The sequence below is a fragment of the Micromonospora endophytica genome (assembly GCF_003236305.1).
Classification (GTDB): Bacteria; Actinomycetota; Actinomycetes; order Mycobacteriales; family Micromonosporaceae; genus Micromonospora; species Micromonospora endophytica.
This window is the reverse complement of the sequence record NZ_POTX01000069.1, coordinates 1-24789: the sequence shown is the minus strand read 5'-3', so window position 1 is coordinate 24789 and position 24789 is coordinate 1. Positions and strand designations below refer to the sequence as shown.

Sequence of the window (24789 nt, the reverse complement as noted above, 5' to 3'; positions counted from 1 at the left end):
AGGGGCCTTATCGTCGGCAGCGTCAGAGGTGTATAAGAGACAGGGCCAGCGCGACGGAGCCGGCCGGCACCCGGGGGCGGGGGGTGGCCAGCCGGGGCACGGCCAGTTCGGCGGGTAGCCCGGTGAGGTAGCCGAAGCCGGGCGCGAAGCCGCAGAAGGCCACCCGGAACTCGGTCTGGCGGAGGCGGCGCAGGACGCCCGGCACGTCGGTGTGCCAGTGTTCGGCGACGCGGGGCAGGTCCTCTCCGTCGTACGTCACCGGCACGTTCAGTGGGTCGGTGTCGGCGGTCGCGGTGGTGGGCGGCGGTGGGGTCCAGCCGGCGATCCGCCTGGCGGCGGCCAGCGGATCCGGTACGCCGTCGAGCAGCACGGTGGTGGCGGCCGGCACGATCTCGGTGGCGATCAGTTCGCCCCGGTCCCGACGGCGCCAGAGTTCGGCCCGCCACGCCTCCACCAGCGCCGGGAGGTCGATGCCGGGTGCCGGGGCCGGATCGGACCGGCCGATTCCGCCGGACGCCGAGTCGGTGAGATCGAGGAGCAGGGCTGCCACGCCTACCGGTCTGATCCGCATTCCGCCATCCTTGCGGACGGGGGGACACCGCCGTGTCAGCTGCCGGTCGGAAGACGTGACCTTTGGCACTACTAGAAAGTAACCTACGCTGTCGTAGCCTATTGGCCGTGACCACCTCAGCACGCCCCCGGCTCAAGCCGGTCGACATCGGGAAACCCCGGATGCGCGGCTGGCTGCACACGTACGCCTTCTTTGTCGCCCTGGTCTGCGGCATCGTGCTCTGCGCGATCGCCGCCGCCCGACCCGGCTGGACTCCGCTGATCAGCTGCGCCGTCTACAGCTTGACCGTCTGCGGTCTCTTCGGCACCAGCGCGCTCTATCACCGTCGAGTGTGGTCAACACGTGGCTATCAGGTCATGCGGCGGATGGACCACTCGATGATCTTTTTGTTCATCGCCGGCACGTACACGCCGTTCTGCCTGCTGCTGTTGGACACCCGCGCTTCCGTGACGATGCTGACCGTGGTCTGGGGTGGGGCCCTGGCCGGGGTGGCGCTCAAGCTGGTCTGGCCACACGTCTCACGTTGGGTGTCCGCGCCGCTCTACCTGGCCCTCGGCTGGGTGGCGGTGGCGATCCTGCCCGACATCCTGCATCAGGGTGGAGTCACCGCGCTGGTGCTGCTCGCCGTGGGTGGCGCCATCTACACGGTGGGCGCGGTCTTCTACGCGCTGCGGCGGCCGAACCCCTGGCCCACCGTCTTCGGCCACCACGAGTTCTTCCACGCCTGCACACTTGTCGCGGCGATCTGTCATCACATCGCCATCTACTTCGCGCTGTTCGCATAGGTTTCGCCCGAAGAAAGGGCAGGCGGCGGTGGAACAGCAGGGCCGGGGATCCCTGCTGTCCCACCGCCGCCGGTGGGGGGAGAAAGTCAGACCGTCGGACCAGGCCGACGCACCTCGCGGTACTCCTGCACCACGCGATCGCTCTGGACCGGCACGGCACGCTCGGTGACCACCCGCTCGGCCGGGGCGACGACCGCGCGACGACGCGAGTTCCAGAAGTAGAGGGTCACGAGCAGGCCGGCGACTCCGGCGAGCATCAGCACCCAGCCGACGACGTTCAGGTTGAGCCAACCGACGTCCGCCTGCACGGCGAAAGCGAAGATCGCGCCAACCGCGATCAGGAAGATACTGCCACCGATACCCATCTCGTCGTCTCCTCGGCTATCGAAGCTGGCTGTCCACTTCGCCGCGGCCATGGATGACGGTTGCGGCACCAAGGGAACTACCCGGGCACAAAGATCGCCAATCAGGCAAGCTTGACGCATGACGGATGCGCAGGTCAGCGAAGGGACGCTCGTGCTGTTGCGGCACGCCAAGGCCGAACCGCCAGGCCGCGACGGACCCGACATCGATCGCCAGTTGACCGTCGACGGCCGCGCCGACGCCAGGGCGGCCGGCAGCTGGCTGGCCCGGCACGGGCTGTTGCCGGACGTGGTGCTCTGCTCGGCGGCGGTACGCACCCGCCAGACCTGGCACGAGGTGCAGACGGGCCTGACCGGTTCCCCGCCGGAGGGCGGCCCCGCCGGTCCGGCGCCCGTGGTCCGCTATGAGCCGCAGGCGTACGAGGCGCAGCCGGACGAACTGTTGGCGCTACTGCGTGGGGTCGACCCGGGTGCGGGCACGATCCTGCTGGTCGCCCACAATCCGGGCATCTCGTTCCTGTCCCACCTGCTCGACCCGACAGGTGGCGATCCGGACGGGCTGCGCACCTGCGACCTGGTCGTGCACCGGCTCAGGGGGCCGTGGCTGGACCTGGGCCCGCGCACCGCCCCGATCAGCGACCGGCACACCGCACGCGGCTAGCTTGGTGGCGCGGTCGGTGGCGGCGGGTCGGGAGGTGGCGGCATCATCGCCGTCGGATGCGAGAGCCGGTTCTCCTCCACGATCAGGGTTCGGGCCCGCTTGCGGCGGTCCTGCCAGTACCAGAGCGTGGTGAGCAGGACGGCGAGGCCGGCCAGGATGAAGACCCAGCCGACGGCGCGCAGATCCACCCACCAGACGTTGGCCCGGATGGCGAAGGTCAGGATCGCGCCGATCGCGATCAGGAAGATTCCACTACCGATGCCCATGTGCGCGGCACTCCCCCGTGCGGTTGCTCTGGGCGTACACCTGACTGGTCCGCGACGGTTACCCGTCCGCGCCCGGGTTACCCACGCCGCCAGCCGGCGAACATCATTCAGGCGGCCCAAACCGCCCGGAGCGCTGCCCGCGCTCGGGCACCCGGGGCAGCAGTTCGGTGGCGTCCGGATCCACTGCCTGCTTCGGAACGCGTTCGACGGCGGGCGGACGGGCCTGGGTGGGGATCCGACCGGACCAGTCGCCGGGCTGCGCGGCGGGGATCTCCCTCGGTCCTTCCCGCGTCGAACGGGTGGCTTCGTGCGCCTCACGCAGCACCCGCGGGATCTCCATGGTGATGTCACCGACCCGGTCCGGGCTGCGTACCTCCGGAATGGCCCCGGCCTGTTCGGCAAGTTTCGCGGCGGTCCGGCCCAGGTCCCGTCGCCACAGCACGATCGGGGCCAGGCAGATCAGCACGGCGACGACCGGCCAGAGCAGCGCTGCGGGGCTGGCGTAGTCGCGGACGAAGGCCACCGCGATCGCCGCGACCAGCACCACCAGCCAGCCCAGGTGGGCCCGGAAGGTGCGGAGCCCGTCGCTGCTGCTGGAGGCGCCCTTGGGGGTGACCACGAACTTGGCCGGCCGGCGCAGCAGCGTGCTGATCAACTGCCCGGCGTAGATCGGCGCCGAGATGATCGACATCAGCATGCCCTTCAGACCGCGCGATCCGGCTGGTTCGTACGGGCTGACGTTGTACCGCCGGTTGTAGAGGTAGAGCCAGAGGGAGAAGGCGGTGGCGTCGGTGTAGAGGGCGAACCAGAGCTGCGGGGAGATCGTCATGCCGGTGACCCCGAGCGCCAGGAACAGCAGTGCGTTGACGATGCCGAGCAGCCAGCCGATCGCCATCGACGGGTAGAAGGTGGTGATCAGCGTGTAGTGCAGCATGCCGCCGGCGGACAGCCGGGGAAAGCGCAGCCAGTAACGGCCGAAGAGCAGCTCGAAGGTGCCCCGGGACCAGCGTCGCTGCTGGGAGAAGTAGTCGCTCCAACTGGACGGGCCCTCACCTGCGGAGAGCACGTCCGGGGTGTAGACAGACTTCCACCGCCGACCGGTGGCCCGGTTGCGGGTGGTGTGCACCGCCAGGCCCGTCGCCATGTCCTCGGTGATCGAGTCGCTGAGCCCGCCGATGTCGCGCAGCGCGCTGATCCGGATCGCGTTGTTGGTGCCGACGAGCATCGACGTGCCGTACAGGTTGGCGGCCCGCTGGATCACGCTGTGGAACGGGAACTGCTGCGACTCGGCAGCGCGGGTGACGAACGCCTCACCGTTCTTGTAGCACTGTGGACCGACCACGTACGCGACGTCCGGGTCGCGGAAGTAGCCGAGGATCCGTTCGGCGAAGTTGGCCAGCGGGACGTGGTCGGGGTCGACCGAGAGGAACACGTCGTACCCGTTGCCGTGCGCGTCGACCCAGGCGTTGTAGTTGCCGTGCTTGGTCTTGGCCCGGAACGCGCCACGTGGCTGGTTGTAGTGCGCCAGACCCTTGCGGGAGAAGTGCCGCACGCCCAGCGCCGCGCAGACCGCCTTGACCTCCGGGTCGTCGCCCTCGTCGAGCAGCCAGACGTCGAACACACCCCGGTGGCGGATCCGCTTGGCCGCGCGCAGGGTGTCCCGGACCACCGCGATCGGCTCCTTGCTCGGCACGATCGTGGTGAGGAAGGCGACCCTCAGCCCAGGTGGTGGCGTCACCGGCACCGGATCCCGGGCGATGACCGACGCCAGCGAGAGTGACAGTACGTTGATCAGCCGTAACGCCTCGACCACGAGGATCGAGCAGATCACGAAGATGTTCGCGACCCGGGCCACCTCGGCGACCGGCCCCGGGTTCGTGTCGGCCATGTGCTCGGGCCGCAGCAACCAGATGAGGAAGATCACCTCGAAGCAGATGTTCGCCAGCGCGATACCCACCGCGGTCACCAGCCGCCGGTTGCCCAGCACCCGGTGCATGCTGCGGTAACGGACCCGGTAGGGCTGGCCCGCCGGTGGCTCGGTCAGCGGCCCGGCGATCCTGCTGAACGCTTCGAGACGAGCCCACGATCGCCCATACACCGGAATTTCCAGGGGATCGGTCACCGGTTGCAGCCCTGCCATTCTGTTCGCTTTTGTGCCGACCCGCCGCCGTCGGGTCGATGGTTCCGCGCGATCGTACGTCAAAGGCGTTTCACATCTGGATCGGCTGCTTGAGCTAGTCTCGGCGATGCCTTACGCCCGCGACGGAGGACGAACGGTGTCGTTTAAGCTGCCCCGCTGGTCGGTGCTGGCCCTACCGGTGGCAGCTCTGCTGCTTTCGGCCGGTTGTGGCCGCCCGGACTCCCGACCGTCGCCTGAGCCGAGCGTCGTGGCCAGCGCGGACCCGCAACGATCGGCTGGCCCGCCGGTGCCGCTGGCCGGCGCGAAGCTCTTCGTCGACCCGGCCGGCACCGCGGCCGAGCAGGTGACCGCCTGGGAGCAGGCGGGACGGACGGCCGAGGCCGAGAAGATCCGGCGGATCAGCGAGCAGCCGACGGCGGTCTGGATCACCAGCCCGACCGCGGAGGTGACGGCGGCGGTCGACGCGACGCTGACCCGGGCCGCCGAGACCGGCGGAATGCCGGTGCTGGTGGCCTACCACATCCCGGGCCGCGACTGTGGCAGCTTCAGTGGCGGTGGCGCGCCGGACGGCGAGGACTACCGGGCCTGGCTCCGCAACTTCGCCGCCGGTATCGACGGCCGACCGGTGACGGTGATCGTCGAGCCGGACGCGGTGCCCCACAGCCTGGACGATTGTGCCGGCGACGGCGAACGGCTCGCACTGCTCGCCGACGCGGTCACCGTGCTCAAGCAGAGCGGCACCGCCCAGGTCTATCTGGACGCCGGCCATCCTCGCTGGGTCCGGGACGTGTCCCGGTTGGCCGGGGTGCTGCGCCAGGCCGGGATCGAGCAGGCCGACGGCTTCGCCCTGAACGTCTCCAACTTCATTCCCACGCCGGAGAACGTCGACTACGGCCGCCGGGTGTCCGACGCGCTCGGTGGGCGTACCCGATTTGTCGTCGACACCAGCCGCAACGGTGCCGGACCGGCCAAGGGAACGACTGTGGACGGCGGTCCGGCCTGGTGCAACCCGCCGGGCCGGCGGCTCGGCGCGGAGCCGACCACCTCGACCGGCCTGGACCGGGTCGACGCACTGCTGTGGATCAAGCGACCGGGCGAGTCCGACGGTGACTGCCGTCCCGGCGAGCCGCCCGCCGGCCAGTGGTGGACCGAGTACGCCCTCCAACTGGCCGGCGGCTGAGCCCGCCGGGACGCACCGCGCAGGTGCGCCCGGCGGTCAGGACACCATGATCGGTACGCCGACCGACGGGATCCCGTCGGTGTCCACGGCGAACATCAGGTACGGCCCGGAGAGCAGGATGCCCGCCTTGCGCGGCACGGTCAGGTTCAACCCGCCCGCCGTCGCGGTGAACTCGACAGCCACCGAGCGCTGCTCGTTGTTGAGCATGTGGGTGGCGGCGCCGGGCCGGATCAGCCGGATCTTGTCGATCCGGGCCGCGTCCGGGCTGGCGACGGTGAACTTCTGGCCCCGCTTGACCTCCTGTGGCACGGTCCCGATCTCGGGCCGGTCGCCGCGGAACAGGTACGGCGGTGAGTACAGCTCCAGCCGCTGCTCGAAGGTGCCGGTGATGCTGTTCTTGGCGTCGCGGAACAGCGGGTCGGAACCGACGGTGAGCACCCGCCCGTCCGGCAGCAGCAGCGCCGCCGAGTGGTAGTTGCGGCCGATGCGCGGGTCGGCGGCGACCGAGAGGGTGTTCGAATCCGGGTGGTAGAGCCGGGCGGTGTGGTTGTCGCTGTCGCTGCGGCCCCGGTAGTCACGGGACCCGTTGGTGATCAGGGTGGTGTCGTCGGGCAACTGCACGAGGTTGGGGTAGCGGGTGCCCTCCGGCAGGTCCGGGCCGGGCGTGAAGCGCGGCGCGGCGCTGTCCAGGTCGATGATGTCGATCCGCTCGGTGGACAGCGCCGACTCACCGACGCCCCCGCCGCCGACCACCATGATCTTCTGGTCCTGGACCGGGCCGATCCAGGCGCTCATGCTGGTTTCCGTCTGGTCGGTGTCACGCAGCCCGGCCACCGGCGTGAACGAGTTGTCGCGCAGGTTCCAGAAACCGGGTTCGCGGCCCGCCTCCTGGGGGCCGTAGCCGGCGTTGGAGCCGCTGTAGAAGAGCACGTTGTTCTTGGCCGTCTGGAACAGGCTGGGGTAGGTCGGGAAGTAGCGCTTCAGGTCGGGGCGCAGCGTCCAGCTCTTGGTGGCCGGATCGTAGATCTCGTTCTGCGAGCCGTCGAGGATCTTGCCGCTGCCGTCCAGACCGGAGACGGTGAGCACCCGACCGTCGGGCAGCGCGGTGAGCGTCGGGTACCACCGCTTCTCGGCCATGTCGGCGACCCGCTCGTACCGCTCGGTCCACGGGTTGAACTCGTACGCCTGCTCCAGGCCCTGGTAGTCCTGCTTGTCCATGGTGATGGCGTCGGCCATGGTCATGCCGTAGATGTTCTCGGCCTCCGCACCGACCAGGGCGTCCACCCGGTACTGCGTCTGCTTGTCGACGACGTACTCGTCGCCGAAGCCGGCCGCGTCGACCCAGATCGCGGTCTCGCTGGCGGTGACGGTGACCCGCTCGGGCGGGTTGCCGCCGTGGGCGAGGGCCGGATCGTAGTCCGGGTCCCCGGGTTCGATCGGCTCGACCGTCTTGGTGGCCGGTGGGACCACGAAGTCGTGGCCGGCGGTGTAGCGCCGCCCGTCGGGGGCGACGAAGACGGTGCCCTTGACGAAGGTGCGCGGCTTGCCATCCGGTGCCTCGTTCTTGACCAGCATGGTGCCGCCGGCGCGCTCGACGTCCTCTTCGAGGACCTCGTACCGCTGGGTGCCACCGGCGACGAGCAGGTTGCCGTCGGGCAGGAAGGCGTGGCCGGCGCAGAACAGGTCCACCGGGGTGTGCACCACCTCGGTGCCGTTCGTCGCCGGATCGAACAGCAGGGTGCGGAAGGTGCCGGCCTCGAACTGGTCGCGGGCGTTGCCCGACCCGGCGATCAGCAGGACCTTGCCGGTCGGCAGCAGCGCCGCGTGGATGGCGTTGACCCGCCGGTCCTCCGGCAGTTCGAGAATCTGCCAGGCGCCGTGCTCGCGCTGGTACTCCACGCTGCTGATCTTGCGCTCGTGCATCCAGTTGCTGGAGAACTCGTACAGCGGCGGAACGTTGGCGGTGAGCAGGATCGTTACGCCGACCACCGGGAGCATCACCCGTTGCCGCAGGGTTTGAGCGGTAGGCCACTTCACCCGGTGCACCCTAGCGTCCCGGACACCTGTGCCGGCATCGGCCCGGCCTCCGATGATCGCCCGCCGGGCAGCCACCACCGGCTGACCAGCCGGTCACCCGGTGGCGTCGGTCGCGCCCCGGGTGCGCGCACCCGCCGGCGGCCGGCGGACGAGGTGCCCGCCGACCGCCGTCGGTCCCACCAGGGTCAGAACGCCTCTTCCGGAAGGTCCATGATGTCCAGGTCGGCACCCTCGATGATCCGCCGGTCAGCGCCGAGGCGGGGCAGCACCTCACGGGCGAAGAACCGGGCCGCCGCCAGCTTGCCGGTGTAGAACGCCCGGTCGGTGGCGGAGACCTCGCCGGCCAGCGCCTTGAGCGCCACGTCGGCCTGACGCTGCAACAGCCAGCCGACGACCAGGTCGCCGATCGCCAGCAGGAACCGGCGGCTGCTCAGCCCGACCTTGTAGAGGGCGCGCGAGTCGCCAGCCTGCGCCTCGCCCAGCCAGCCGGTCAGCACCCCGAGCATGGTCTGGATCTCGGCGAGCGCCTTGCCGAGCGCCTGACGCTCCTGCTTGAGCTGGCCGTTGCCGCCCTCGCTGGTGATGAACTCCTGGATCTCGCCGGCCACCGCCATCAGCGCCTTGCCGTTGTCCCGGACGATCTTCCGGAAGATCAGGTCGAGGCTCTGGATCGCCGTGGTGCCCTCGTACAGGGTGTCGATCTTGGCATCCCGGACGTACTGCTCCAGCGGGTAGTCCTGGAGGAATCCGGAGCCGCCGAAGGTCTGCAACGCCTCGTGCCCGAGCAGTTCGTACGCCCGCTCCGAGCCGACCCCCTTGACCAGCGGCAGCAGCAGGTCGTTCACCCGCTTGGCCAGCTTGGTGGCCGGCTCGTCGCCGGCCGCCTCGGCGATGGCGACCTGGTCCTGCCAGGAGGCGGTGTAGCAGACCAGGGCCCGCAGCCCCTCGGCGTACGACTTCTGCAGCAGCAGCGAGCGCCGCACGTCGGGGTGGTGGGTGATGGTGACCCGGGGTGCGGTCTTGTCCGTCGCCTGGATCAGATCGGCGCCCTGCACCCGGTTCTTGGCGTACTCCAGGGCGTTCAGGTAGCCGGTGGAGAGGGTGGCGATCGCCTTGGTGCCGACGAGCATCCGGGCGTACTCGATGATCATGAACATCTGCCGGATGCCGTCGTGCTTGTCGCCCATCAGCCAGCCCTTGGCCGGTACGCCGTGCTCACCGAAGGTCAACTCGCAGGTGTTGGAGACCTTCAGGCCCATCTTGTGCTCGACGTTCGTGGCGTACACGCCGTTGCGCTCGCCCAGCTCACCGGTTTCTTCGTCGAAGTGGTACTTCGGCACGACGAACAGCGACAGGCCCTTGGTGCCGGGGCCACCGACGCCCTCCACGCCCACCGGACGGGCCAGCACGTAGTGGACGATGTTGTCGCTCAGGTCGTGCTCACCGGAGGTGATGAAGCGCTTGACGCCCTCGATGTGCCACGAGCCGTCCGGCTGTGGAATCGCTCTGGCCCGGCCGGCGCCGACGTCCGAACCGGCGTCCGGCTCGGTGAGCACCATGGTCGAGCCCCACGCCTTGTCGATGAAGAGATTGGCCCACTTCTTCTGCCGCTCGGTGCCCTCGACGTGCAGCACGTGCGCGAAGGACGGACCGGAGGCGTACATCCAGACCGGGGCGTTCGAGCCGAGCACCAGCTCGGCCATGGCCCACCAGAGCGCCCGCGGCGCGTTGGTGCCGCCCAGCGCCGGGGGAAGGTCGAGGCGCCAGAACTCGGACTCCATGAAGGCCCGGTACGACTTCTTGAACGACTCCGGCAGTGGCGCGGTGTGCGTGGCCGGGTCGAAGACCGGCGGGTTGCGGTCGCTGTCGGTGTAGCTGGCGGCCAGGTCCTCGCGGGCCAGGCGGTCCATCTCGGCGAGGAAGCTCCGCGCGGTGTCGACGTCGAGCTCGGAGTACGGCTCCTGGCCGAACGCCCGGTCCGCTCCGAACACCTCGAACAGGTTGAATTCGAGGTCCCGAAGATTGCTCTTGTAGTGGGTCATGTCGCTGGCCCCGCTTCCGGACAGGTGTTACCGATCAGTAACCCAGACTGTATTACTCGCAAGTAGGCAGCGACAAGCCCGGCTGCGGAAGTGACGGCGATTACACAGTTCCCGGCCAGCCCTCAGCCGCGCTCCCGACCAACCTTCGACCGCGTTCCCGGTCAGCCTTCGACCGCGCTCCCGGTCAGCTCTCGGCCGCGCCGACTTCCCAGCTCGGCACCGCCGCGGTCGCCCCGCTGGGCGAGCCGGTGTACTCCATCAGGACCAGCGCGATGTCGTCGTCGAGCCGGCCGTGCACCCACTCGACCAGGGCGGTCTCCAGCGAGGCCAGGCCGTCGGCGACCGTGCCGTGCCCGAGCAGCCGCCAGGCTCGGTCGGCGGTGGGGAAGAACTCGCCGTCCCGACGCGCCTCACCGAGCCCGTCGGTGAACAGCAGCAGCCGGTCCCCCGGCTCCAACCGTTCCACCCGGGGCAGGACCACAGGCATGAACCCCAGCGGCGGCGCCGGCGCCGGCGGCTCCAACGGGATCACCGCACCCCGGCGGAGCAGCAGCGGCGCGGGATGTCCACAGTTGACGATGGTGAGGGTGCCGCCGCGCTCCTCGACGAGGGCCGCGGTGACGAAATCCTCGTCGCCGACGCCGCGGGCCACCGCCCGGTCCAGGTCCGCCGCCACGGCGCGCAGATCGGGCCGTTCGTACGCCACGTGCCGGTACGAGCCCAGCACGATGCTGGCCAGCCGGACCGCCTCCAGCCCTTTGCCGCGCACATCCCCGATGATCATGCGTACGCCGTACGGGGTGTCGATCGCCTCGTACAGGTCACCGCCGATCTCCGCCTTGGCCGTTGAGGAGATGTACCGCCCGGCGACGGAGAGGGTGCCCACCCGGGGACCGAGCGGGCGCAGCACCGCCTGCTGCGCGACAGTTGCGAGCTTCGACAGCTCGGCGATCTGTTCGGCCTGCCGCTCGCGTACCGCGGCCACCGCCGCCGCGATGCCGCTGCCCAGCGCGATGCCGGCCACGGCGATCGCGGCGGAGAGCGAGACCGGCCGCTCGGCCAGCGCGAAGGTCGCGCCGAGGAGGGACGCGGCGGTGCCGACCCCGAGCACGATCCGCCACGACGCCAACGCCGCGGCCAGGAACGGCGCGGCCACCATCAGCGCGATGTAGTTCGCCGACCGGCCGTCCAGCCACTCCATCGCCGAGACGATCGCGAGCAGGACGAGGGCCGCGCCGAGGCCGGCGCGGGATCCGGGACTCAGCGGGCCACGGCCCGGCTCGAGGAGTTGCGTGCGTACATCCGACAGCATGCCCGATAGTTGGGATGGAAAGAATGACCCTGACCCGTCGGAGGAGACGGTTCTGCCCGCGAGGATCGCGCGCAGAACCCGAACGCCACTCGTGAACGGCTCAACCGAGCACCTCGTACTGGACGTTTATGTGTCCGAGGTCGAGCGAGGCGATCTTGGCGAACGCCGCCCGGGACAGGTCCAGACAACGCCCCTCGATGAACGGTCCCCGGTCGTTGATCCGTACGGTGACCGATTTGCCGTTGGCCGGGTTGGTCACCCGCACCTTGGTGTTGAAGGGCAGCGTCTTGTGCGCGGCCGTCATCTCCTCGGGGTTGAACGTCTCGCCGTTCGCGGTCAGCTGCCCCTCCCAGTAGAAGGACGCGCCGCAGGAACCGGTGTCGACCACCGGGCGCGCCGTCGTCTTCTTCGCGCTGGGCGTCGGCGACGGGCTGGCCGTACGCGGCTTGCTGCGCGACGGCGCCTTCGCGCTCCGCGTCGGCGTCGGGCTCGCGCTGGCACTGGCGCTCGGGCTCGGCGACGCGCTGGCACTCGGGCTGGACGAGGCGCTGCCGCTGGGCGACGCGCTGCCGCTCGGGGTCGCCGGATCAACGCTCGGCGCGAGGTCCACGGCGGGCGTCCGCTCGGACTCCCCGCCTGCGGTCAGGTGTACGGCACCGACGGTGCCACCGACGGCGAGGGCGACGGCCACCGCGGCGCTGGCCACTAGACCAGTCGGCGAGGTGATCCTGCGGGTACGGAAGTGTCTGCCAGTCACCGGCCCGGTCCTTTCCTTCATGGATCAAATCGGGTCGGACCATAACGAGAGAAGCACTTCGGAAGTCAACGTGATCATGATGGTATGCCCTTAATTGCGGCGATACGTGCAGCCGATCATCCGATCTGCCGTAGGCCACCCGGCCCCGTGACCAGCCGGTGCGGTGGCGCGCAGGCAGCCAGAGCAGGATGGGTGCCATGGCCGTCGAATTGAGGGCACGCCTCATCGAGCTGTTCCGCTGGGTCGATCCCGGTCCTGGCGCGAGTCACCTGGTCAGCGACATCTCCGGCTGGTGGCGGGACCCGATGACACTCGCCGCGCTGGGCCCCGCGCTGGTCGCCCCGTACCGCTCGGCCCAGCCCACCGTCGTCGTCGCCCCCGCCGTCACCGGCTTCCTGCTCGGACCGCTGGCCGCCACCGCGCTCGGCGTGGGTTTCGTCGCGGCACACAAAGCCGGCGACGGTCGACTCCCCGCCGGCCCACTGACCTGGGCGCAGAGCCCACCCGACTTCCGTGGCCGCCGGGTCGACCTGGCCGTCCGGGACCGGCACCTCGGCCCCGGCGACCGGGTGCTGGTGGTGGACGACTGGGTGGCCACCGCCGCCCAGGTACGCGCCCTCTACGACATCTGCGCGGCCAGAGGCGCCGAACCAGTCGGCACCTCCACCATCGTCACCGACTGCCCACCCGCCACCGCCACCGCCCTACGCATCCACGCCCTCCTCCACACCACCCAACTTGGATGAAAGGAGGGGTCCCCTATTAACGCCTCGTGTATAGGAAGGGCCCCCTATTAACAAACGCCACCCTCGCGCGGCGAACGACGCCGTGCGGCGGGCGACGCCGTGCGGCGAACGACGCCGTGCGGCGAACGACGCCGTGCGGCGAACGACGCCGTGCGGCGAACGACGCCGTGCGGCGGGCAGCACCGTCGTGCGGAGGGCGATGGCGGTGAGGACTCAGCGGACGAAGCTCTCGACCGCCGTACAGACCCGGCCGAGCGCCTCGGCGGAACGGGCCAGCGGCCCAGGCACCATGAGTGCGTGGTCCGCCTCGGGGATCTCCAGCACGTACCGCGTGAGCTGCCGGGCAACCGCACCGTCCCAGGACCGGTCGGCGGTCCCCCCGACGAGCACGAAGGGAGCGGTGGCTCGGCGCAGCGCTTCGACCACCTCACGCTGGTGCAGCAGCGGGGTGAGCCAGACAGCCGCCAGGCCCCGGTCGGCCGCGAGCGGTGCCGCCAGGCTGCCGAGGGACTTGCCGACAAGCAGGTCGGTGCGTTCGGTCAGGGTCGCGTCGACCTGGTCGCACACCCACGTGCCGCCGGTGTCCAGGCTGAAGTTCTCCGGCACCTGCCAGGAGATGCCGTGCAGCCGGAAACCGGCCCGGCGCAGCGCCTCACCGAGGTAGACGAAGAGGGGGTACCGGGTGTCGTAACCGCCTCCCGGGATCAGCACCGCACGTCGGTCCGCCATGTACGTCTCCTCCTTGTCGGGCATCGACCGTACCGCCCTGCCGACGGCAGCAGGGACCAGCGAAACGCCGCCAGCAATGGCCGGTAATGTCGGACCCGATGTGGCCACGGATTGGCGGACTACGCGCGCTCGCCCTCGGCACCCCCGGTGAGCTGCGGGCGAGGCTCAACGCCCTGGTGCTGTCGGGGGCCAAGACCGCGACCGCGGGCCTGCTCGACGAGTACGCCGAAGAGGCCGAACAGCTGGAGCACGTCGGCGAACGGCTGGCCCTCGTCGACGACCACGACGCTCAGCTGGGCGTCGTGGAGGTGACCGGGGTCAAGGTGACCCGCTTCGCCGAGGTCCCCTGGGAGTTCGCCCGCGCCGAGGGTGAGGGTGACCGTTCGATCGAGGAGTGGCGGGCCGGGCACGCCGCCTACTGGGCTCGCGTCGGCACCCCGGTCACCGACGACACCGAGGTCGTCTGCATCCGCTTCCGACTGGTCTGAGGGCTCAGCCGCGCAGATCGGGCAGCAGCCGGGTGGCGACGTCCACCAGCACCGCCTCGTCACCGGCGTACCAGCTGCTCTCCCGGGGCCAGTGGGTGATCACGTCGGTGAAGCCCAGCTTCGCCGCGCGGCCCACCTGGTCGGCGAAGAACTGGGCGCTGCTGAGCGAGAAGACGGGTGCGCCGTCCAACGAAAGGTAGCGGTCCAGGGTTGCCGGATCGCGCCCCTCGGCGGCGAGCGTCGAGTCGAGCCGGTCCACCAGCTCGGCGATCCCGGCCCACCAGCCCTCCAGATCGTCGCCACCAGCACCGTAGGTCACCCACCCCTGCCCGAACCGGACGGCCAGCCGGAGCGAGCGCGGACCGTTGGCGGCCATCACGAACGGCACCCGAGGCTCCTGCACACAGCCCGGGTTGTTGCGCGCGTCCACCGCCGCGAACCAGTCGCCCCGCCAGGTGGTCCCGTCGTGTCGCAGGATCGCATCGAGCAGTTCGGCGAACTCGGCGAAGCGGTCCACCCGCTGTCGCGGCGGCAGTGTCTCACCGCCGAGCACGGCCGAGTCGAACCCGATGCCGCCGGCGCCTAGCCCGAGCAGCACCCGTCCGCCGGAGATGTCGTCAAGCGCGGTCACCTGCCGGGCGTAGGCGGCCGGATGCCGGAAGTTCGGCGACGCCACGAGCGTGCCGAGCCGGATCCGGGAGGTCACGGAAGCAGCGGCGGTCAGGGTGGTCATGGAGTCGAACCACGGGCCGTCCACCAGATCACGCCAGCCCAGATGGTCGTACGTCCAGGCGTGGTCGAAGCCCCACTCGTCGGCCTGCCGCCAGCGGTGCTGAGCCACCGACCAACGCTGATCGGGCAGAATCACGATGCCTATCCGCATGAGCGCCAGCGTACGGCGGGCCGCGCCGCCGCGCCGCCGGCAGCGCGGGCCTACGCGGTGGTCTCGTCCGCGACCCATTGCAGGTACGCGGGGTTGCCGCTCAGCACCGGCAGGGCGATGACGCAGGGCACCTCGTACGGATGCTCCTCGTTGGCGCGTGCCGTGATGCGCTCGACCAGGCTCGCCCGGGTGTGCAGCGCCACCCGGGCCTCCGGTTCGTCGTGGACACTGCCCTGCCAGCGGTAGATGGAGCGGATCGGGGCGAGCTGGTGTCCGCAGGCGGCCAACCTCTCGTCGACCAGGCGGCGTGTGAACCCGGCAAGCCACTCAGCATCCGGCCCAGTAATGATCACCTCAACCACGTCGGCCACCCCGCACCCCCTCAACGTGTAGGTCTTGGTGCGAAAGTGCCCCTGGAGGGGCCGGTTCGCACCAAGATTTTCAACATCGAAGGCCCTGACCGGGACTTGCGTCCTGGGCAGGGCCTTCGTGTGGAGCGGGTGACGGGAATCGAACCCGCACTGTCAGCTTGGGAAGCTGATGTTCTGCCATTGAACTACACCCGCAAGCGGGATCACTCTACCTGAGCCGCCCACCTCAGCGCACCCAGGGCCGGGCAGCCGGCCCGCTGCACAGTGACCGGGAAGAAGTTTCACGGACGCAACAGATAGCCGTTCTCAAATCTGTCGATCAGTTGTAACGTCTGCCCCACGTTTCCCGCACGACGCGACACAAACCCCCGGTCGCGTCGCCAGAAAGAGGTGGGCCCATGGGACTACGTCCCGTCCTGCTGCGCCGGCGGATGGCCGGCATCACATCGACGTCGTTGGCTCTGGTGCTCGGCGTGGCCTCGGTCGGCCTGCTGCCAGCCGCTGCCACGACGGCGAGCCCGACGACCGGCAGTGCGACGGCAGCCGACGTGCATGCCGACGAGGTCTGTGAAGACGGCTCGGACGCCCTCGCCCGGGCCCGGGGCGGTGAAGCCAAGCATGACCCGAACGAGCTGACGATGGCCCAACTCCAGCAGCGGGAGTCGGAGTTCGCCGATCTGTTGCAGGAGCGGGCCAAGCGGGTCGGGCAGCGTACGCTCAGCGCCCAGGCCGCGGCGGCTTCGGTCACCATTCCGGTGGTGGTCCACGTGATTCAGCGGGACTCGACCCGGGCCGGCGGCAACATCCCCGACTCGATGATCAACTCGCAGATCAGCGTGCTGAACCAGGCGTTCAGCGGTGCCACCGGCGGAGCCAGCACGGCCTTCGCGTTCCAGCTTCAGAGCATCAACCGGGTCACCAACTCGGCGTGGTACCCGATCCGGCAGGGCACGACCGCCGAGCGGCAGATGAAGACCCAGTTGCGGCAGGGTACGAAGGCCACGCTCAACATCTATCTCGGCGCGTTGAGCAACGACCTGCTCGGCTGGGCGACGTTCCCACAGACCACGCTCAACGTGATGGACGGCGTGGTGGTGCTCAGCGAGTCGCTGCCGGGCGGCACCGCGACCAACTACAACCAGGGCGACACCGGCACGCACGAGGTCGGCCACTGGCTGAACCTCTACCACACCTTCCAGGGTGGCTGCTCGGGTCAGGGCGACCAGGTCGCGGACACTCCGGCGGAGGCATCCTTTGCCAGCGGCTGCCCGACCGGTCGGGACACCTGCCCGGCCCCCGGCCTGGACCCGATCACCAACTTCATGGACTACTCGTACGACTCCTGCATGTACCAGTTCACGCCGGGTCAGGCGACTCGGATGATCAACGCTTGGAACACGTACCGCGCGTAACGCCTGCCGGTCAGACACGTACGCCGATGCCGGTCCCGGGACGAGGGGGCCGGCATCGGCGCGAGGCGGCTCAGGCGGCGCGGACGTGGCGGCCGGCGTGGGTCGGTGCCGGCGCGGGGCGGCTGGCCTCCGGAGCGGCACCGGCCGGGTCGAGCCAGACCTGGACGGCCGGGCGCCCCACCAGGCCGCCCAGGGCGTTAGCGTGCTCGTGGCGGGCGAGCATCGCCACGTCGACGGAGAACTCGAAGAGCCGCCAGTCGGCGTGCGGCGCGGCCCGTGCCGCGAGGGCCAGTCGGGCCACCGTCGCATCGTCGGTGACCGGCCGGGCCCGACCGGCGACGTACGCCTCGTCGTCGCTCTCCTCGGGCGGGAACGAATGCAGCGCATAACGCCCGTCGCGCTCCAGGTCGCGCCGCTTCGGCGAGTCGATCACGAAGCAGAAGAGACCGTCATCGGTGATCACCGGGGCGACCGGATGCACCCGGGGCCCACCGTCGGCGCGGACCGTGGCCAGGTAGCCGAAGCCCGGGCCGTACTGCTGCATGAGAAGGCGGATCCCGTCGGCGAGTCGAGGCTCGTCAGCGGCGAATTCGGACCAGGAAGCCATGCCGACATCTTATCGAACACACGTTCGAACCAGGTAGTCCGACACGCAGGTCACCCGTACCGGCAGATATGGTGTGCCGATGCTGCTCTCCGACCGCGACCTGGTCTCCGAGATCAAGGCGGGCACCCTGGCGCTGGAGCCGTTCGAGCCCACCCTGGTGCAACCGTCCAGCATCGACGTACGCCTGGACAAGCTGTTCCGGGTCTTCAACAACCATCTCTACACCCACATCGACCCGGCGACCCGGCAGGACGACCTGACCTCGCCGGTCGAGGTGCCCGACGGCGAGCCCTTCGTGCTGCATCCGGGCGAGTTCGTGCTCGCCTCCACGCTGGAGGTCATCTCCCTCGGCGACCAGCTCGCGGGCCGGCTCGAAGGCAAGTCGAGCCTGGGCCGCCTCGGCCTGCTCACCCACTCCACCGCCGGCTTCATCGACCCGGGCTTCTCCGGCCACGTGACGCTTGAGCTGTCCAACGTGGCCAACCTGCCGATCACGCTCTGGCCGGGCATGAAGATCGGTCAGCTCTGCATCTTCCGGCTCTCGTCCCCGGCCGAGCACCCGTACGGCTCGGCCGTCTACGGCTCGCGCTACCAGGGGCAGCGCGGCCCGACGCCGAGCCGCGCCTGGCAGAACTGGCGCACCTGGCCGACCCGCTGACGTCCGCCGGCAGGGCCCGCACCGTCGTGGGTGCGGGCCCTGCCGGTGTACGCGTTAAAAGGGGTCCCCTGCTATACACCAGGCGTTAGCAGGGGGCCCCTCCTTACACCCGGCCGAAGCTGTGGATCGGGCTGACGTCAATCGGTCGCATCTGCACCGGCTGGCCCGCGCGGGAGGCGTGCACCACCCAGCCGTCGCCGACGTAGATGCCGACATGGTGCAGGTCGCGGTAGTAGAAGACGAGGTCACCAGGGCGCAACGCGCCCCGGCTGACCGACTTGGTGACCTGGCGCTGCCGCGCCGCGTTGTGCGGCAGCCGCACGCCGCCCCGCGCCCATGCCGCAAGCGTCAGCCCGGAGCAGTCGTACGCGTTCGGTCCTTCGGCACCCCACGAGTACGGCTTCCCGATCTGGGCGCAGGCAAAGGTGACCGCCTTCCCGGCCGCCCCACCCGGGTAGCCGGCCGGGCAGGGTGCCGGTCGCAGCGGACCACCGCCCCCCTTCCCGTACGCCCGCAACCGCAACCGCTGCAACTTGTCGATCTCGGCGTCGATCTGCCGCCGCTTCTCGGCGAGTTCGGCCTCGGTTCGCGCCAACTGGACGATGTTGCGGTCCAGCGCGCCCTTGGTGGCGGCGAGTTCGTCACGCAGCTCGCGCGCCTGGCGTACGTCCTGCTGCTGGAACTGGGCGTAGCGGTCGAGCAGTTCGGCCTGCTCGACCACCTCACCTGCCGACCTGCTGGCCAGCAGTGCGTTGACCACCCGGACCGTGCCGCCCTTGTAGGCCCGGGCGGCCAGCACGCCGACGCGCTGCATAGCCTCGTCCACCTCACGTTGCAGTGGTGCGATCCGGTCGGCCAGGGCGTCGGCCTGACGCCGTTTGGCGGCCAGGTCCTGCCGGGTGGCGTTGTGCCGTTCGATGACGGGTTCGAGCCGGTTCCAGTCCTCGTCGATCTGGCGCTCGATGTCGGCGACCCTGGGGTCGGCGTACGCCACCGTCGCGCCGCCGGTCAGGATGACGGCGGTCGCGGTCAGGGCGGCGAGTGTGGTGGTGCAGCGGTACCAGCGGAAACGCGGCGCAGCCGTCGTCGGACCGGGCATCGCCGGCCGTGCTGACGGTGGCCGCGGGGCATGGTGTGCCACCGGGCTGCGTACTCCTTCGTCCCATACCGCCTACCGGGTTAGCTGACGGGTTCGGGCGGGAAGGGGCGCCCTACCGCGCATCGCGGACTCACCCCGGGTACCTGGGTCCCCGGCTCGCTCGGACAGCGACTCGGCGGTGCCGGACCGTTACCGCCCAGGTTGGGCGGAGCTGTGGGCCGGCCGGCGATTGCCCAGCGTAGGGACGATACGCGTCGATACGCAACACATCCGCGCCGTCACTCACGGTGCATAAATCCGACAATGAGGAAGGCCCCGGGTCGCTTGACCCGGGGCCTTCGTTCGTTCCTGCGTTACCGCTCAGCCGCGCACCGGTCAGCCGGGGCGGCGGAAGCCGGCGATCGGCATCGTCGTGATCGGTGACACGTTCACCGGCACGCCCGCCCTGGCCGCGTGCACCATCTGGTTGTTGCCCAGATAGAGGCCGACGTGACTCACGTCGCTACGGAAGAAGACCAGGTCGCCGGGGCGCGCGTCGGCCCGCGAGACGACCTTGCCTTCGTTCCACTGAGCACCGGTGAAGTGGGTCAGGTAGATACCGGCGGCCTTGTAGGCGTACTGGGTCAGGCCGGAGCAGTCGAACGCGTTCGGCCCGGTGGCGCCCCAGACGTACGGCTTGCCGACCTGCTCGCAGGCCACCCTGATGGCGGTCCGGGCGGCGGCACTGACCACGCCGTTGATGGTCGGGCAGTTGGTCGTCTTGACCGTGGTCACCGGCAGCGAGCGCTCCAGCCGCTTGATGTCGGCGTCGATCTGCTTCTTCTTCGCCGCGAGCTGCTTCTCCTTCGCCTCCTGGTCGGAGATCAGCGCGTCGAGCTTGGCCTTCTGGTCGTCGTACTTCTTCTTGATCTTCATGACGCCGTCCAGCTCCCGGCGTTCCGCAGCCGCCAGCCGGTTGAGGAAGGCCATCTGCTCGCCGAGCGTGTCCGGCTTGGCGTTGAGCAGCACCGCACCGAGTTCCTGGGACGGACCGGTGATGTAGTACCGGGAGGCCATGTCGCCGACCCGGTTCATCGCCAGCTCGGTCTCCAGAGCCAGCGGCTGGATCTTCTTCTGGAGTTCCTTCGACTTCTCGCGGTTGACCTTCAGCTGGGAGCGCACCTTGTTGTACTGCTCGATGGTGGGCTCCAGCCGCTGCCACTGCTTGTCGATCTCGGCCTCGATCTGCTCGACCGAGGGCTCGGCGTACGCGGGGGCCGCGAGCAGGCCAGCGCCGACCGCGGCGGCGGCGACCAGGACGACCAGCCGGCGGGCGGCCTTGTGCAGGCCACCGGTACGAGGGAATCGTCCGGACGCGCGACGATGAAGGGGCATGGTTGCCACCGGCACCGACTCCTTTGCAACCGACCACCGGGCGTCCCGCGAGCGGCAAGGGCGGGACAGACGACCTACGGCGGTCGGTGCCCCACATTAGGGAAGGCTGAGGGCGGAATCAAGGCGACCAACGGCCCATTCACGTTTGCGCAACCGGTTGAATACAAAGGGTGTCGGCGATTCTGACAGTTATCTGCGCCAATTTGTAAAACGGGGTGCCGCGGCACCGGTGAAGGTACCGCCGCACCCCGCGTACGGGCCGTGAGATCAGCCGCTGACCGGCTCTGCGGTGGCGGTCGGGGACTGCTCGGGCTTGACCGAACGAAGCAGGACGCTCGCCACGTCGATCACCTCGACCTGCTCACCGGCACCCTTGCCATTCACCCCGTCACTGAGCATCGTGGAACAGAACGGGCAGCCCACCGCCACCGTCCTCGCCCCGGTGGACATGGCCTCCTCGACCCGGTCCACGTTGATCCGCTTGCCGATGCGCTCCTCCATCCACATGCGGGCCCCACCGGCACCGCAGCAGAAGGAGCGTTCGCTGTTACGCGGCATCTCGGTGATCTCGCCGTCGCCCAGCGCACTGCCCAGCACCTCGCGGGGCGGGCTGAAGACCCGGTTGTGGCGACCGAGGTAGCACGGGTCGTGGTAGGTGACCCCACCGTCGACCGGTTGCACCGGGGTCAGTTTGCCGGTGGCCACCAGGTGTGCCAGCAACTGGGTGTGGTGCACCACCTCGAACTCGCCGCCGAGTTGGCCGTACTCGTTGCCCAGGGTGTTGAAGCAGTGCGGACAGGTCGCGACGATCTTCCGCTTGGCCTTGTCGCGGCCCTCGAACGCCTCGTTGAGCGTCTCCACGTTCTGCTGGGCGAGCATCTGGAAGACGAACTCGTTGCCGATCCGGCGGGCCGGGTCGCCCGAGCAGGTCTCGCCCTCGCCGAGGATGGCGAAGGAGACGCCGGCCTCGTTCAGCAGGGTGGCGACCGCGCGGGTGGTCTTCTTGGCCCGGTCCTCGAACGCTCCGGCGCAGCCGACCCAGAAGAGGTACTCGAAGTCGTCGACCTCGCCGACCCGGGGCACCTCGAAATCGAGGCCCTTGGTCCAGTCCTCCCGGGTGTTCTGCGGCGCACCCCAGGGGTTGCCCTTGTTCTCCAGGTTGCGCAGCATCACGCCGGCCTCCGACGGGAAGCTCGACTCGATCAGCACCTGGTAGCGGCGCATGTCCACGATGTGGTCGACGTGCTCGATGTCCACCGGGCACTGCTCGACGCAGGCACCGCAGGTGGTGCACGACCAGAGCACGTCGGGGTCGATCACACCGCCCGCCTCGGCGTCACCGATCAGAGGCTTCTCCGCCTCGGCGAGCGCCAGCACGTCGACGTGGGCAAGCTGCGCGGCGGTCGCCTTCTCCTCACCGGTCAGATCCTTGCCGCCGCCGGCCAGCAGGTAGGGCGCCTTGGCGTACGCGTGGTCGCGCAGGCTGAGCACCAGCAGCTTCGGCGACAGCGGCTTGCCGGTGTTCCAGGCCGGGCACTGCGACTGGCACCTGCCGCACTCGGTGCAGGTGCTGAAGTCCAGCAGGCCCTTCCAGGTGAACTGCTCGACCTGCGCCACACCGAACTGGTCTTTCTCCGGGTCGGCCTCCTCGAAGTCCAGCGGCTTGCCGTCGCTCATCATCGGCCGCAGTGCACCGAGGCCGGAGCCGGCCGCACCCGGCTTCCGCTTGAAGTAGATGTTGGGGAAGGCGAGGAATCGGTGCCAGGCGACACCCATCGTCACGTTCAGCGAGATCACGATGAGCCAGGTCATCGAAATGGCGATCTTGATCAGGGCGGCGATGCTGACGCCGGACTCCCAGTCCGGCAGCACCGAGCCGACCGCGTGACTGAGCGGGGTGGCCCAGGTCGGGTACTCGAAGTGGTCGGTAGCGACCTTGAAGCCCCGGATCAGGAAGCCCATGATCAGGACGGCCAGCACGATCGCCTCGACGAAGTAGCCCTGCCACATGGTCGAACCGGTGAACCGCGACCGGCGGCCGGCTCGATTCGGCCGGTTGATCAACCGGATCGCGATCAACACCGCGATCCCGACGATGCCCAGCATGCCGATCCACTCGGTGACCAGGCCGTAGAGCGTCCAGCCGCCGATCAGCGGCAGTCCGCCGGTCGACGAGACCACCTCGAAGTACGCCTCGAGCACCAGCAGTGACAGCACGATGAAGCCGACCATCACGAACCAGTGCGCGGCGCCCACCACGCTCCAACGGAGCATCCGGGTGTGCCCGGCGGTCTCCGCGAGCATGGTCTTCGTACGGCTGGTGGGGTCGCCGAACCGGGACGGGTCGGGCTGACCCAGCCGGATCACAGCCACCATCTTCATGACCGCGCGCACCGCAAGCCACACCGCCACGGCGGTGATGGCGGCCGCGAGGATCGTGGTGACGATCTGGACGCTGCCCATCGAGTTGGCCTCCCGGTCTGCTGCCTGTCGGGCGGGCATGGCGACCGGGTCGGGCACGATCGGCCGACACCACCGCACCGTCAACCGGACCGGTCGATGACCTCGCTTCGCTCGGTCATGCGGTGCAGCCTACGCGGAAAGTTACCCAGCAGTAACGTGAGACTTCTCGCACCCGGGGCCACGATGCCCTGCGCCCACCTTAGGCGGCCCGCACGACAGTTGCCGGATCGGCCCCGGCGCTGGTGGTGGCAGGGTGGCGGCCCGGTGACGGCGCTACGGTGACCAGGATGGCCCTGGCCCGTGAATCAGCGCCAGCGGGAGAGCAGGATCAGGGAGCCGACCATGGCGCCGAAGCCCACCGCGAGGTTCCAGTAGCCCAGCTCGGCGACCGGGTACTCCTGCTCGGAGAGGTAGTAGACCACCAACCAGCCGATGCCGAACACGATGAGCGACACCGCGGAGACCGGCAGCCAGAGCGGGCTGGGCTTGCGCGTCGCCGCTGTCGTCGTCGGGCGGACGTCCGTCGGCGGGGTGTACACCTTCTTCTTGCGGACCTGAGACTTGGGCACGACGCTCTCCAGAGGGGTTACGACCTCGTCCGGCCTGACAACCGGGCGCGAGGGCGACGGTCCATGGCCAATAATGTTCGAGAGCTAGCGTAGTCCGGAAGGCTCGTCCAATCCACGAATGGGGCCAGACGGGTGCCGGTCAGCCCGGAGAAAGCTGCCGGACAGCTGTCGATGGAGTCCAAGATCGCGCGGGCGCGGTAGCTGTGAGGACAGGGGGAACGGTCCGTGGAGTACACGTCCGGCGCAGCCTCGTGGCAGAAGGCCCTGCGGCGACTCGTCGCCGGGTTGCTGCCTCGCCGGCCACGGCAGCGCCGACCGGGTTGGTCGATCGGCGTGCCGTTGATCGCCGCCGCCGCGGGCCTGCTCTTCACCACCACCGCCACCACCGCCGGTGGCACCGCCCTTCGCGAGGATCGACGTCCACAGCTCACCGAGCTCATCGAGGACCGGCGGGCTCAGGTGGCCACCAACGAGGAACGGGCCGCGAGGCTACGCCGGGAGGTCGAGAGCCGTACGACCGATCTGGCGGACTCGGACGGCCCGATCAGGGAGCAGCAGGAGCGCGCCGCCGCGAGTCTCGGTGCCGCCGGCTTCGTCGCTCTCACCGGCCCCGGGCTGACGGTGGAGCTCAACGACGCGCCGCAGCTCGACAACCTGCCCGAGGGGGTCGAGAACGACGACCTGGTCGTGCACCAGGGCGACGTGCAAGCGGTGGTGAACGCGCTCTGGGCCGGCGGCGCGGAAGCCATGTCAATCATGGACGTGCGCGTCCTGACAACCAGCGCGGTACGCTGCGTGGGTAACACCCTGCTGCTGCACGGTCGGGTGTATTCCCCGCCTTTCAAGATCGTAGCAATTGGCGACCCCGCCGCTCTCCGGCAGGCCCTCGCCGCTTCTGAGGGAGTCCGGTGGTTCAGGGACGCGGTCGACAACTACCAGCTCGGTTACTCCGAGACGGCCTCGACGGTCACCGTGCCCGCCTTCGAGGATTCCACCACCCTGCGTTCGGCGACGGTGTCAAAGTGAGGCCGGAATGAGCCAGCAACCCGACGGCCGGCATCACGATCAGACCGACGATTCCACCGCCTTCATCCCCAAGGTCGAGCGACCGGAGCCCCCGTCCCGTCCGACCCTGCCCTGGCCGGATTCGACGGCGCTGCGTCCGGCGGGCCGCCCCGGCGCGGCGGTCTCCGAGACGCGCCGGCCGGTGGACCTCGGCGAGTGGCACGCCGGAGCGCGCCAGGAGCCGGCCGCCACCGCCGCCCCCGCCACCTGGG

Annotated in this window: 23 protein-coding genes, 1 tRNA gene, 2 pseudogenes and 1 riboswitch; of the genes and pseudogenes, 9 read left to right on the top strand and 17 right to left on the bottom strand. The window is 69.7% G+C overall.

Going from position 1 to position 24789, the window contains the following annotated elements:
• Positions 1–43: 43 nt before the first annotated feature.
• A pseudogene (locus tag C1I93_RS12945) lies at positions 44–571 on the bottom strand (carboxyltransferase domain-containing protein); the annotation flags it as partial.
• Between the two features lie 107 nt (positions 572–678).
• On the opposite strand from C1I93_RS12945, the gene trhA reads away from it, so the two are divergent.
• Positions 679–1356 carry a PAQR family membrane homeostasis protein TrhA gene (gene trhA / locus C1I93_RS12940; RefSeq protein ID WP_111243507.1) on the top strand — a complete coding sequence of 226 codons (678 nt, stop codon included), beginning with the start codon at positions 679–681 and terminating at the stop codon, positions 1354–1356.
• An 86-nt stretch (positions 1357–1442) separates the two neighbouring features.
• Here the strand turns inward: trhA and C1I93_RS12935 are convergent, their stop codons facing one another.
• Positions 1443–1721, bottom strand: a complete 279-nt coding sequence (locus C1I93_RS12935) for a DUF6458 family protein (RefSeq protein ID WP_111243506.1) — start codon at positions 1719–1721, stop codon at positions 1443–1445.
• 118 nt (positions 1722–1839) lie between these two features.
• Between C1I93_RS12935 and C1I93_RS12930 the strand changes: the two genes are divergently transcribed.
• Positions 1840–2379 (top strand): SixA phosphatase family protein, encoded by a 540-nt coding sequence (locus tag C1I93_RS12930; protein WP_111243505.1) that lies wholly within the window; start codon positions 1840–1842, stop codon positions 2377–2379.
• On the opposite strand, the gene C1I93_RS12925 is transcribed toward C1I93_RS12930, so the two are convergent.
• Positions 2376–2645, bottom strand: coding sequence for a DUF6458 family protein (locus C1I93_RS12925; RefSeq protein WP_111243504.1), 270 nt, complete (start codon positions 2643–2645; stop codon positions 2376–2378). The genes C1I93_RS12930 and C1I93_RS12925 overlap by 4 nt on opposite strands.
• Before the next feature lie 103 nt (positions 2646–2748).
• Positions 2749–4743, bottom strand: a complete 1995-nt coding sequence (locus C1I93_RS12920) for a glycosyltransferase family 2 protein (RefSeq protein WP_223256307.1) — start codon at positions 4741–4743, stop codon at positions 2749–2751.
• A 178-nt stretch (positions 4744–4921) separates the two neighbouring features.
• Between C1I93_RS12920 and C1I93_RS12915 the strand changes: the two genes are divergently transcribed.
• Positions 4922–5965, top strand: a complete 1044-nt coding sequence (locus C1I93_RS12915; RefSeq protein ID WP_223256308.1) for a glycoside hydrolase family 6 protein — start codon at positions 4922–4924, stop codon at positions 5963–5965.
• A gap of 36 nt (positions 5966–6001) precedes the next feature.
• On the opposite strand, the gene glxA is transcribed toward C1I93_RS12915, so the two are convergent.
• The 4 genes from glxA to C1I93_RS12895 all read right to left on the bottom strand — a co-directional run bounded on the left by glxA (position 6002) and on the right by C1I93_RS12895 (position 12113).
• Positions 6002–8002: a radical copper oxidase GlxA gene (gene glxA / locus C1I93_RS12910; protein ID WP_223256309.1), complete on the bottom strand. Its 2001-nt coding sequence runs from the start codon at positions 8000–8002 to the stop codon at positions 6002–6004.
• Positions 8003–8187: 185 nt separating this feature from the next.
• On the bottom strand, positions 8188–10044 hold the full coding sequence (locus C1I93_RS12905) for an acyl-CoA dehydrogenase (protein ID WP_111243501.1): 1857 nt from the start codon (positions 10042–10044) through the stop codon (positions 8188–8190).
• A gap of 184 nt (positions 10045–10228) precedes the next feature.
• Positions 10229–11356, bottom strand: a complete 1128-nt coding sequence (locus C1I93_RS12900; RefSeq protein WP_111243500.1) for a PP2C family protein-serine/threonine phosphatase — start codon at positions 11354–11356, stop codon at positions 10229–10231.
• Between the two features lie 100 nt (positions 11357–11456).
• Positions 11457–12113, bottom strand: coding sequence for a septal ring lytic transglycosylase RlpA family protein (locus C1I93_RS12895; protein WP_111243499.1), 657 nt, complete (start codon positions 12111–12113; stop codon positions 11457–11459).
• 197 nt (positions 12114–12310) lie between these two features.
• Here C1I93_RS12895 and C1I93_RS12890 point away from each other — a divergent pair, with 197 nt between their 5' ends.
• Positions 12311–12859: a phosphoribosyltransferase family protein gene (locus C1I93_RS12890; protein WP_111243512.1), complete on the top strand. Its 549-nt coding sequence runs from the start codon at positions 12311–12313 to the stop codon at positions 12857–12859.
• A gap of 213 nt (positions 12860–13072) precedes the next feature.
• Here the strand turns inward: C1I93_RS12890 and C1I93_RS12885 are convergent, their stop codons facing one another.
• Complete coding sequence (locus tag C1I93_RS12885; RefSeq protein ID WP_111243511.1) at positions 13073–13588, bottom strand: alpha/beta fold hydrolase; 516 nt, start codon at positions 13586–13588, stop codon at positions 13073–13075.
• A 98-nt stretch (positions 13589–13686) separates the two neighbouring features.
• Between C1I93_RS12885 and C1I93_RS12880 the strand changes: the two genes are divergently transcribed.
• Positions 13687–14076 carry an ASCH domain-containing protein gene (locus tag C1I93_RS12880; protein WP_111243510.1) on the top strand — a complete coding sequence of 130 codons (390 nt, stop codon included), beginning with the start codon at positions 13687–13689 and terminating at the stop codon, positions 14074–14076.
• A gap of 4 nt (positions 14077–14080) precedes the next feature.
• Here the strand turns inward: C1I93_RS12880 and C1I93_RS12875 are convergent, their stop codons facing one another.
• The 3 genes from C1I93_RS12875 to C1I93_RS12865 form a co-directional block, all read right to left on the bottom strand.
• Positions 14081–14959 (bottom strand): LLM class flavin-dependent oxidoreductase, encoded by an 879-nt coding sequence (locus C1I93_RS12875; RefSeq protein WP_111243498.1) that lies wholly within the window; start codon positions 14957–14959, stop codon positions 14081–14083.
• A 50-nt stretch (positions 14960–15009) separates the two neighbouring features.
• Positions 15010–15330, bottom strand: a complete 321-nt coding sequence (gene cutA, locus C1I93_RS12870; protein ID WP_111243497.1) for a divalent-cation tolerance protein CutA — start codon at positions 15328–15330, stop codon at positions 15010–15012.
• Between the two features lie 121 nt (positions 15331–15451).
• A tRNA-Gly gene (locus tag C1I93_RS12865) sits at positions 15452–15525 on the bottom strand.
• Positions 15526–15728: 203 nt separating this feature from the next.
• On the opposite strand from C1I93_RS12865, the gene C1I93_RS12860 reads away from it, so the two are divergent.
• Complete coding sequence (locus tag C1I93_RS12860; protein WP_111243496.1) at positions 15729–16742, top strand: zinc metalloprotease; 1014 nt, start codon at positions 15729–15731, stop codon at positions 16740–16742.
• Between the two features lie 70 nt (positions 16743–16812).
• On the opposite strand, the gene C1I93_RS12855 is transcribed toward C1I93_RS12860, so the two are convergent.
• Positions 16813–17349, bottom strand: coding sequence for a pyridoxamine 5'-phosphate oxidase family protein (locus tag C1I93_RS12855; protein WP_111243495.1), 537 nt, complete (start codon positions 17347–17349; stop codon positions 16813–16815).
• Positions 17350–17428: 79 nt separating this feature from the next.
• Here C1I93_RS12855 and dcd point away from each other — a divergent pair, with 79 nt between their 5' ends.
• Complete coding sequence (gene dcd, locus C1I93_RS12850) at positions 17429–18007, top strand: dCTP deaminase (protein ID WP_013730777.1); 579 nt, start codon at positions 17429–17431, stop codon at positions 18005–18007.
• A gap of 103 nt (positions 18008–18110) precedes the next feature.
• On the opposite strand, the gene C1I93_RS12845 is transcribed toward dcd, so the two are convergent.
• From C1I93_RS12845 to C1I93_RS12830, 4 genes are all read right to left on the bottom strand, one after another.
• Entirely contained in the window at positions 18111–19106 is a 996-nt protein-coding gene (locus C1I93_RS12845) for an NlpC/P60 family protein (RefSeq protein WP_223256310.1), read from the bottom strand.
• 54 nt (positions 19107–19160) lie between these two features.
• A riboswitch (cyclic di-AMP (ydaO/yuaA leader) is annotated at positions 19161–19294 on the bottom strand.
• A 187-nt stretch (positions 19295–19481) separates the two neighbouring features.
• A complete protein-coding gene (locus C1I93_RS12840) occupies positions 19482–20495 on the bottom strand; it encodes a C40 family peptidase (RefSeq protein WP_223256311.1) in 1014 nt (337 codons plus the stop codon).
• 252 nt (positions 20496–20747) lie between these two features.
• Positions 20748–22943: a (Fe-S)-binding protein gene (locus tag C1I93_RS12835; RefSeq protein WP_111243509.1), complete on the bottom strand. Its 2196-nt coding sequence runs from the start codon at positions 22941–22943 to the stop codon at positions 20748–20750.
• Between the two features lie 305 nt (positions 22944–23248).
• A complete protein-coding gene (locus C1I93_RS12830; protein ID WP_111243492.1) occupies positions 23249–23512 on the bottom strand; it encodes a cell division protein CrgA in 264 nt (87 codons plus the stop codon).
• Between the two features lie 225 nt (positions 23513–23737).
• Here C1I93_RS12830 and C1I93_RS12825 point away from each other — a divergent pair, with 225 nt between their 5' ends.
• A complete protein-coding gene (locus C1I93_RS12825) occupies positions 23738–24538 on the top strand; it encodes a DUF881 domain-containing protein (RefSeq protein ID WP_111243491.1) in 801 nt (266 codons plus the stop codon).
• Positions 24539–24545: 7 nt separating this feature from the next.
• Positions 24546–24789: pseudogene (locus C1I93_RS12820) on the top strand (hypothetical protein); the annotation flags it as partial.

Coding starts and splice junctions, on each gene's coding strand:
- C1I93_RS12935 (WP_111243506.1), bottom strand. CDS start 1,721: ATGGGTATCGGTGGCAGTATCTTCCTGATCGCGGTTGGCGCGATCTTC.
- C1I93_RS12930 (WP_111243505.1), top strand. CDS start 1,840: ATGACGGATGCGCAGGTCAGCGAAGGGACGCTCGTGCTGTTGCGGCAC.
- C1I93_RS12925 (WP_111243504.1), bottom strand. CDS start 2,645: ATGGGCATCGGTAGTGGAATCTTCCTGATCGCGATCGGCGCGATCCTG.
- C1I93_RS12905 (WP_111243501.1), bottom strand. CDS start 10,044: ATGACCCACTACAAGAGCAATCTTCGGGACCTCGAATTCAACCTGTTC.
- C1I93_RS12900 (WP_111243500.1), bottom strand. CDS start 11,356: ATGCTGTCGGATGTACGCACGCAACTCCTCGAGCCGGGCCGTGGCCCG.
- C1I93_RS12890 (WP_111243512.1), top strand. CDS start 12,311: ATGGCCGTCGAATTGAGGGCACGCCTCATCGAGCTGTTCCGCTGGGTC.
- C1I93_RS12885 (WP_111243511.1), bottom strand. CDS start 13,588: ATGGCGGACCGACGTGCGGTGCTGATCCCGGGAGGCGGTTACGACACC.
- C1I93_RS12880 (WP_111243510.1), top strand. CDS start 13,687: ATGTGGCCACGGATTGGCGGACTACGCGCGCTCGCCCTCGGCACCCCC.
- C1I93_RS12875 (WP_111243498.1), bottom strand. CDS start 14,959: ATGCGGATAGGCATCGTGATTCTGCCCGATCAGCGTTGGTCGGTGGCT.
- C1I93_RS12860 (WP_111243496.1), top strand. CDS start 15,729: ATGGGACTACGTCCCGTCCTGCTGCGCCGGCGGATGGCCGGCATCACA.
- C1I93_RS12855 (WP_111243495.1), bottom strand. CDS start 17,349: ATGGCTTCCTGGTCCGAATTCGCCGCTGACGAGCCTCGACTCGCCGAC.
- dcd (WP_013730777.1), top strand. CDS start 17,429: ATGCTGCTCTCCGACCGCGACCTGGTCTCCGAGATCAAGGCGGGCACC.
- C1I93_RS12845 (WP_223256310.1), bottom strand. CDS start 19,106: ATGCCCGGTCCGACGACGGCTGCGCCGCGTTTCCGCTGGTACCGCTGC.
- C1I93_RS12835 (WP_111243509.1), bottom strand. CDS start 22,943: ATGGGCAGCGTCCAGATCGTCACCACGATCCTCGCGGCCGCCATCACC.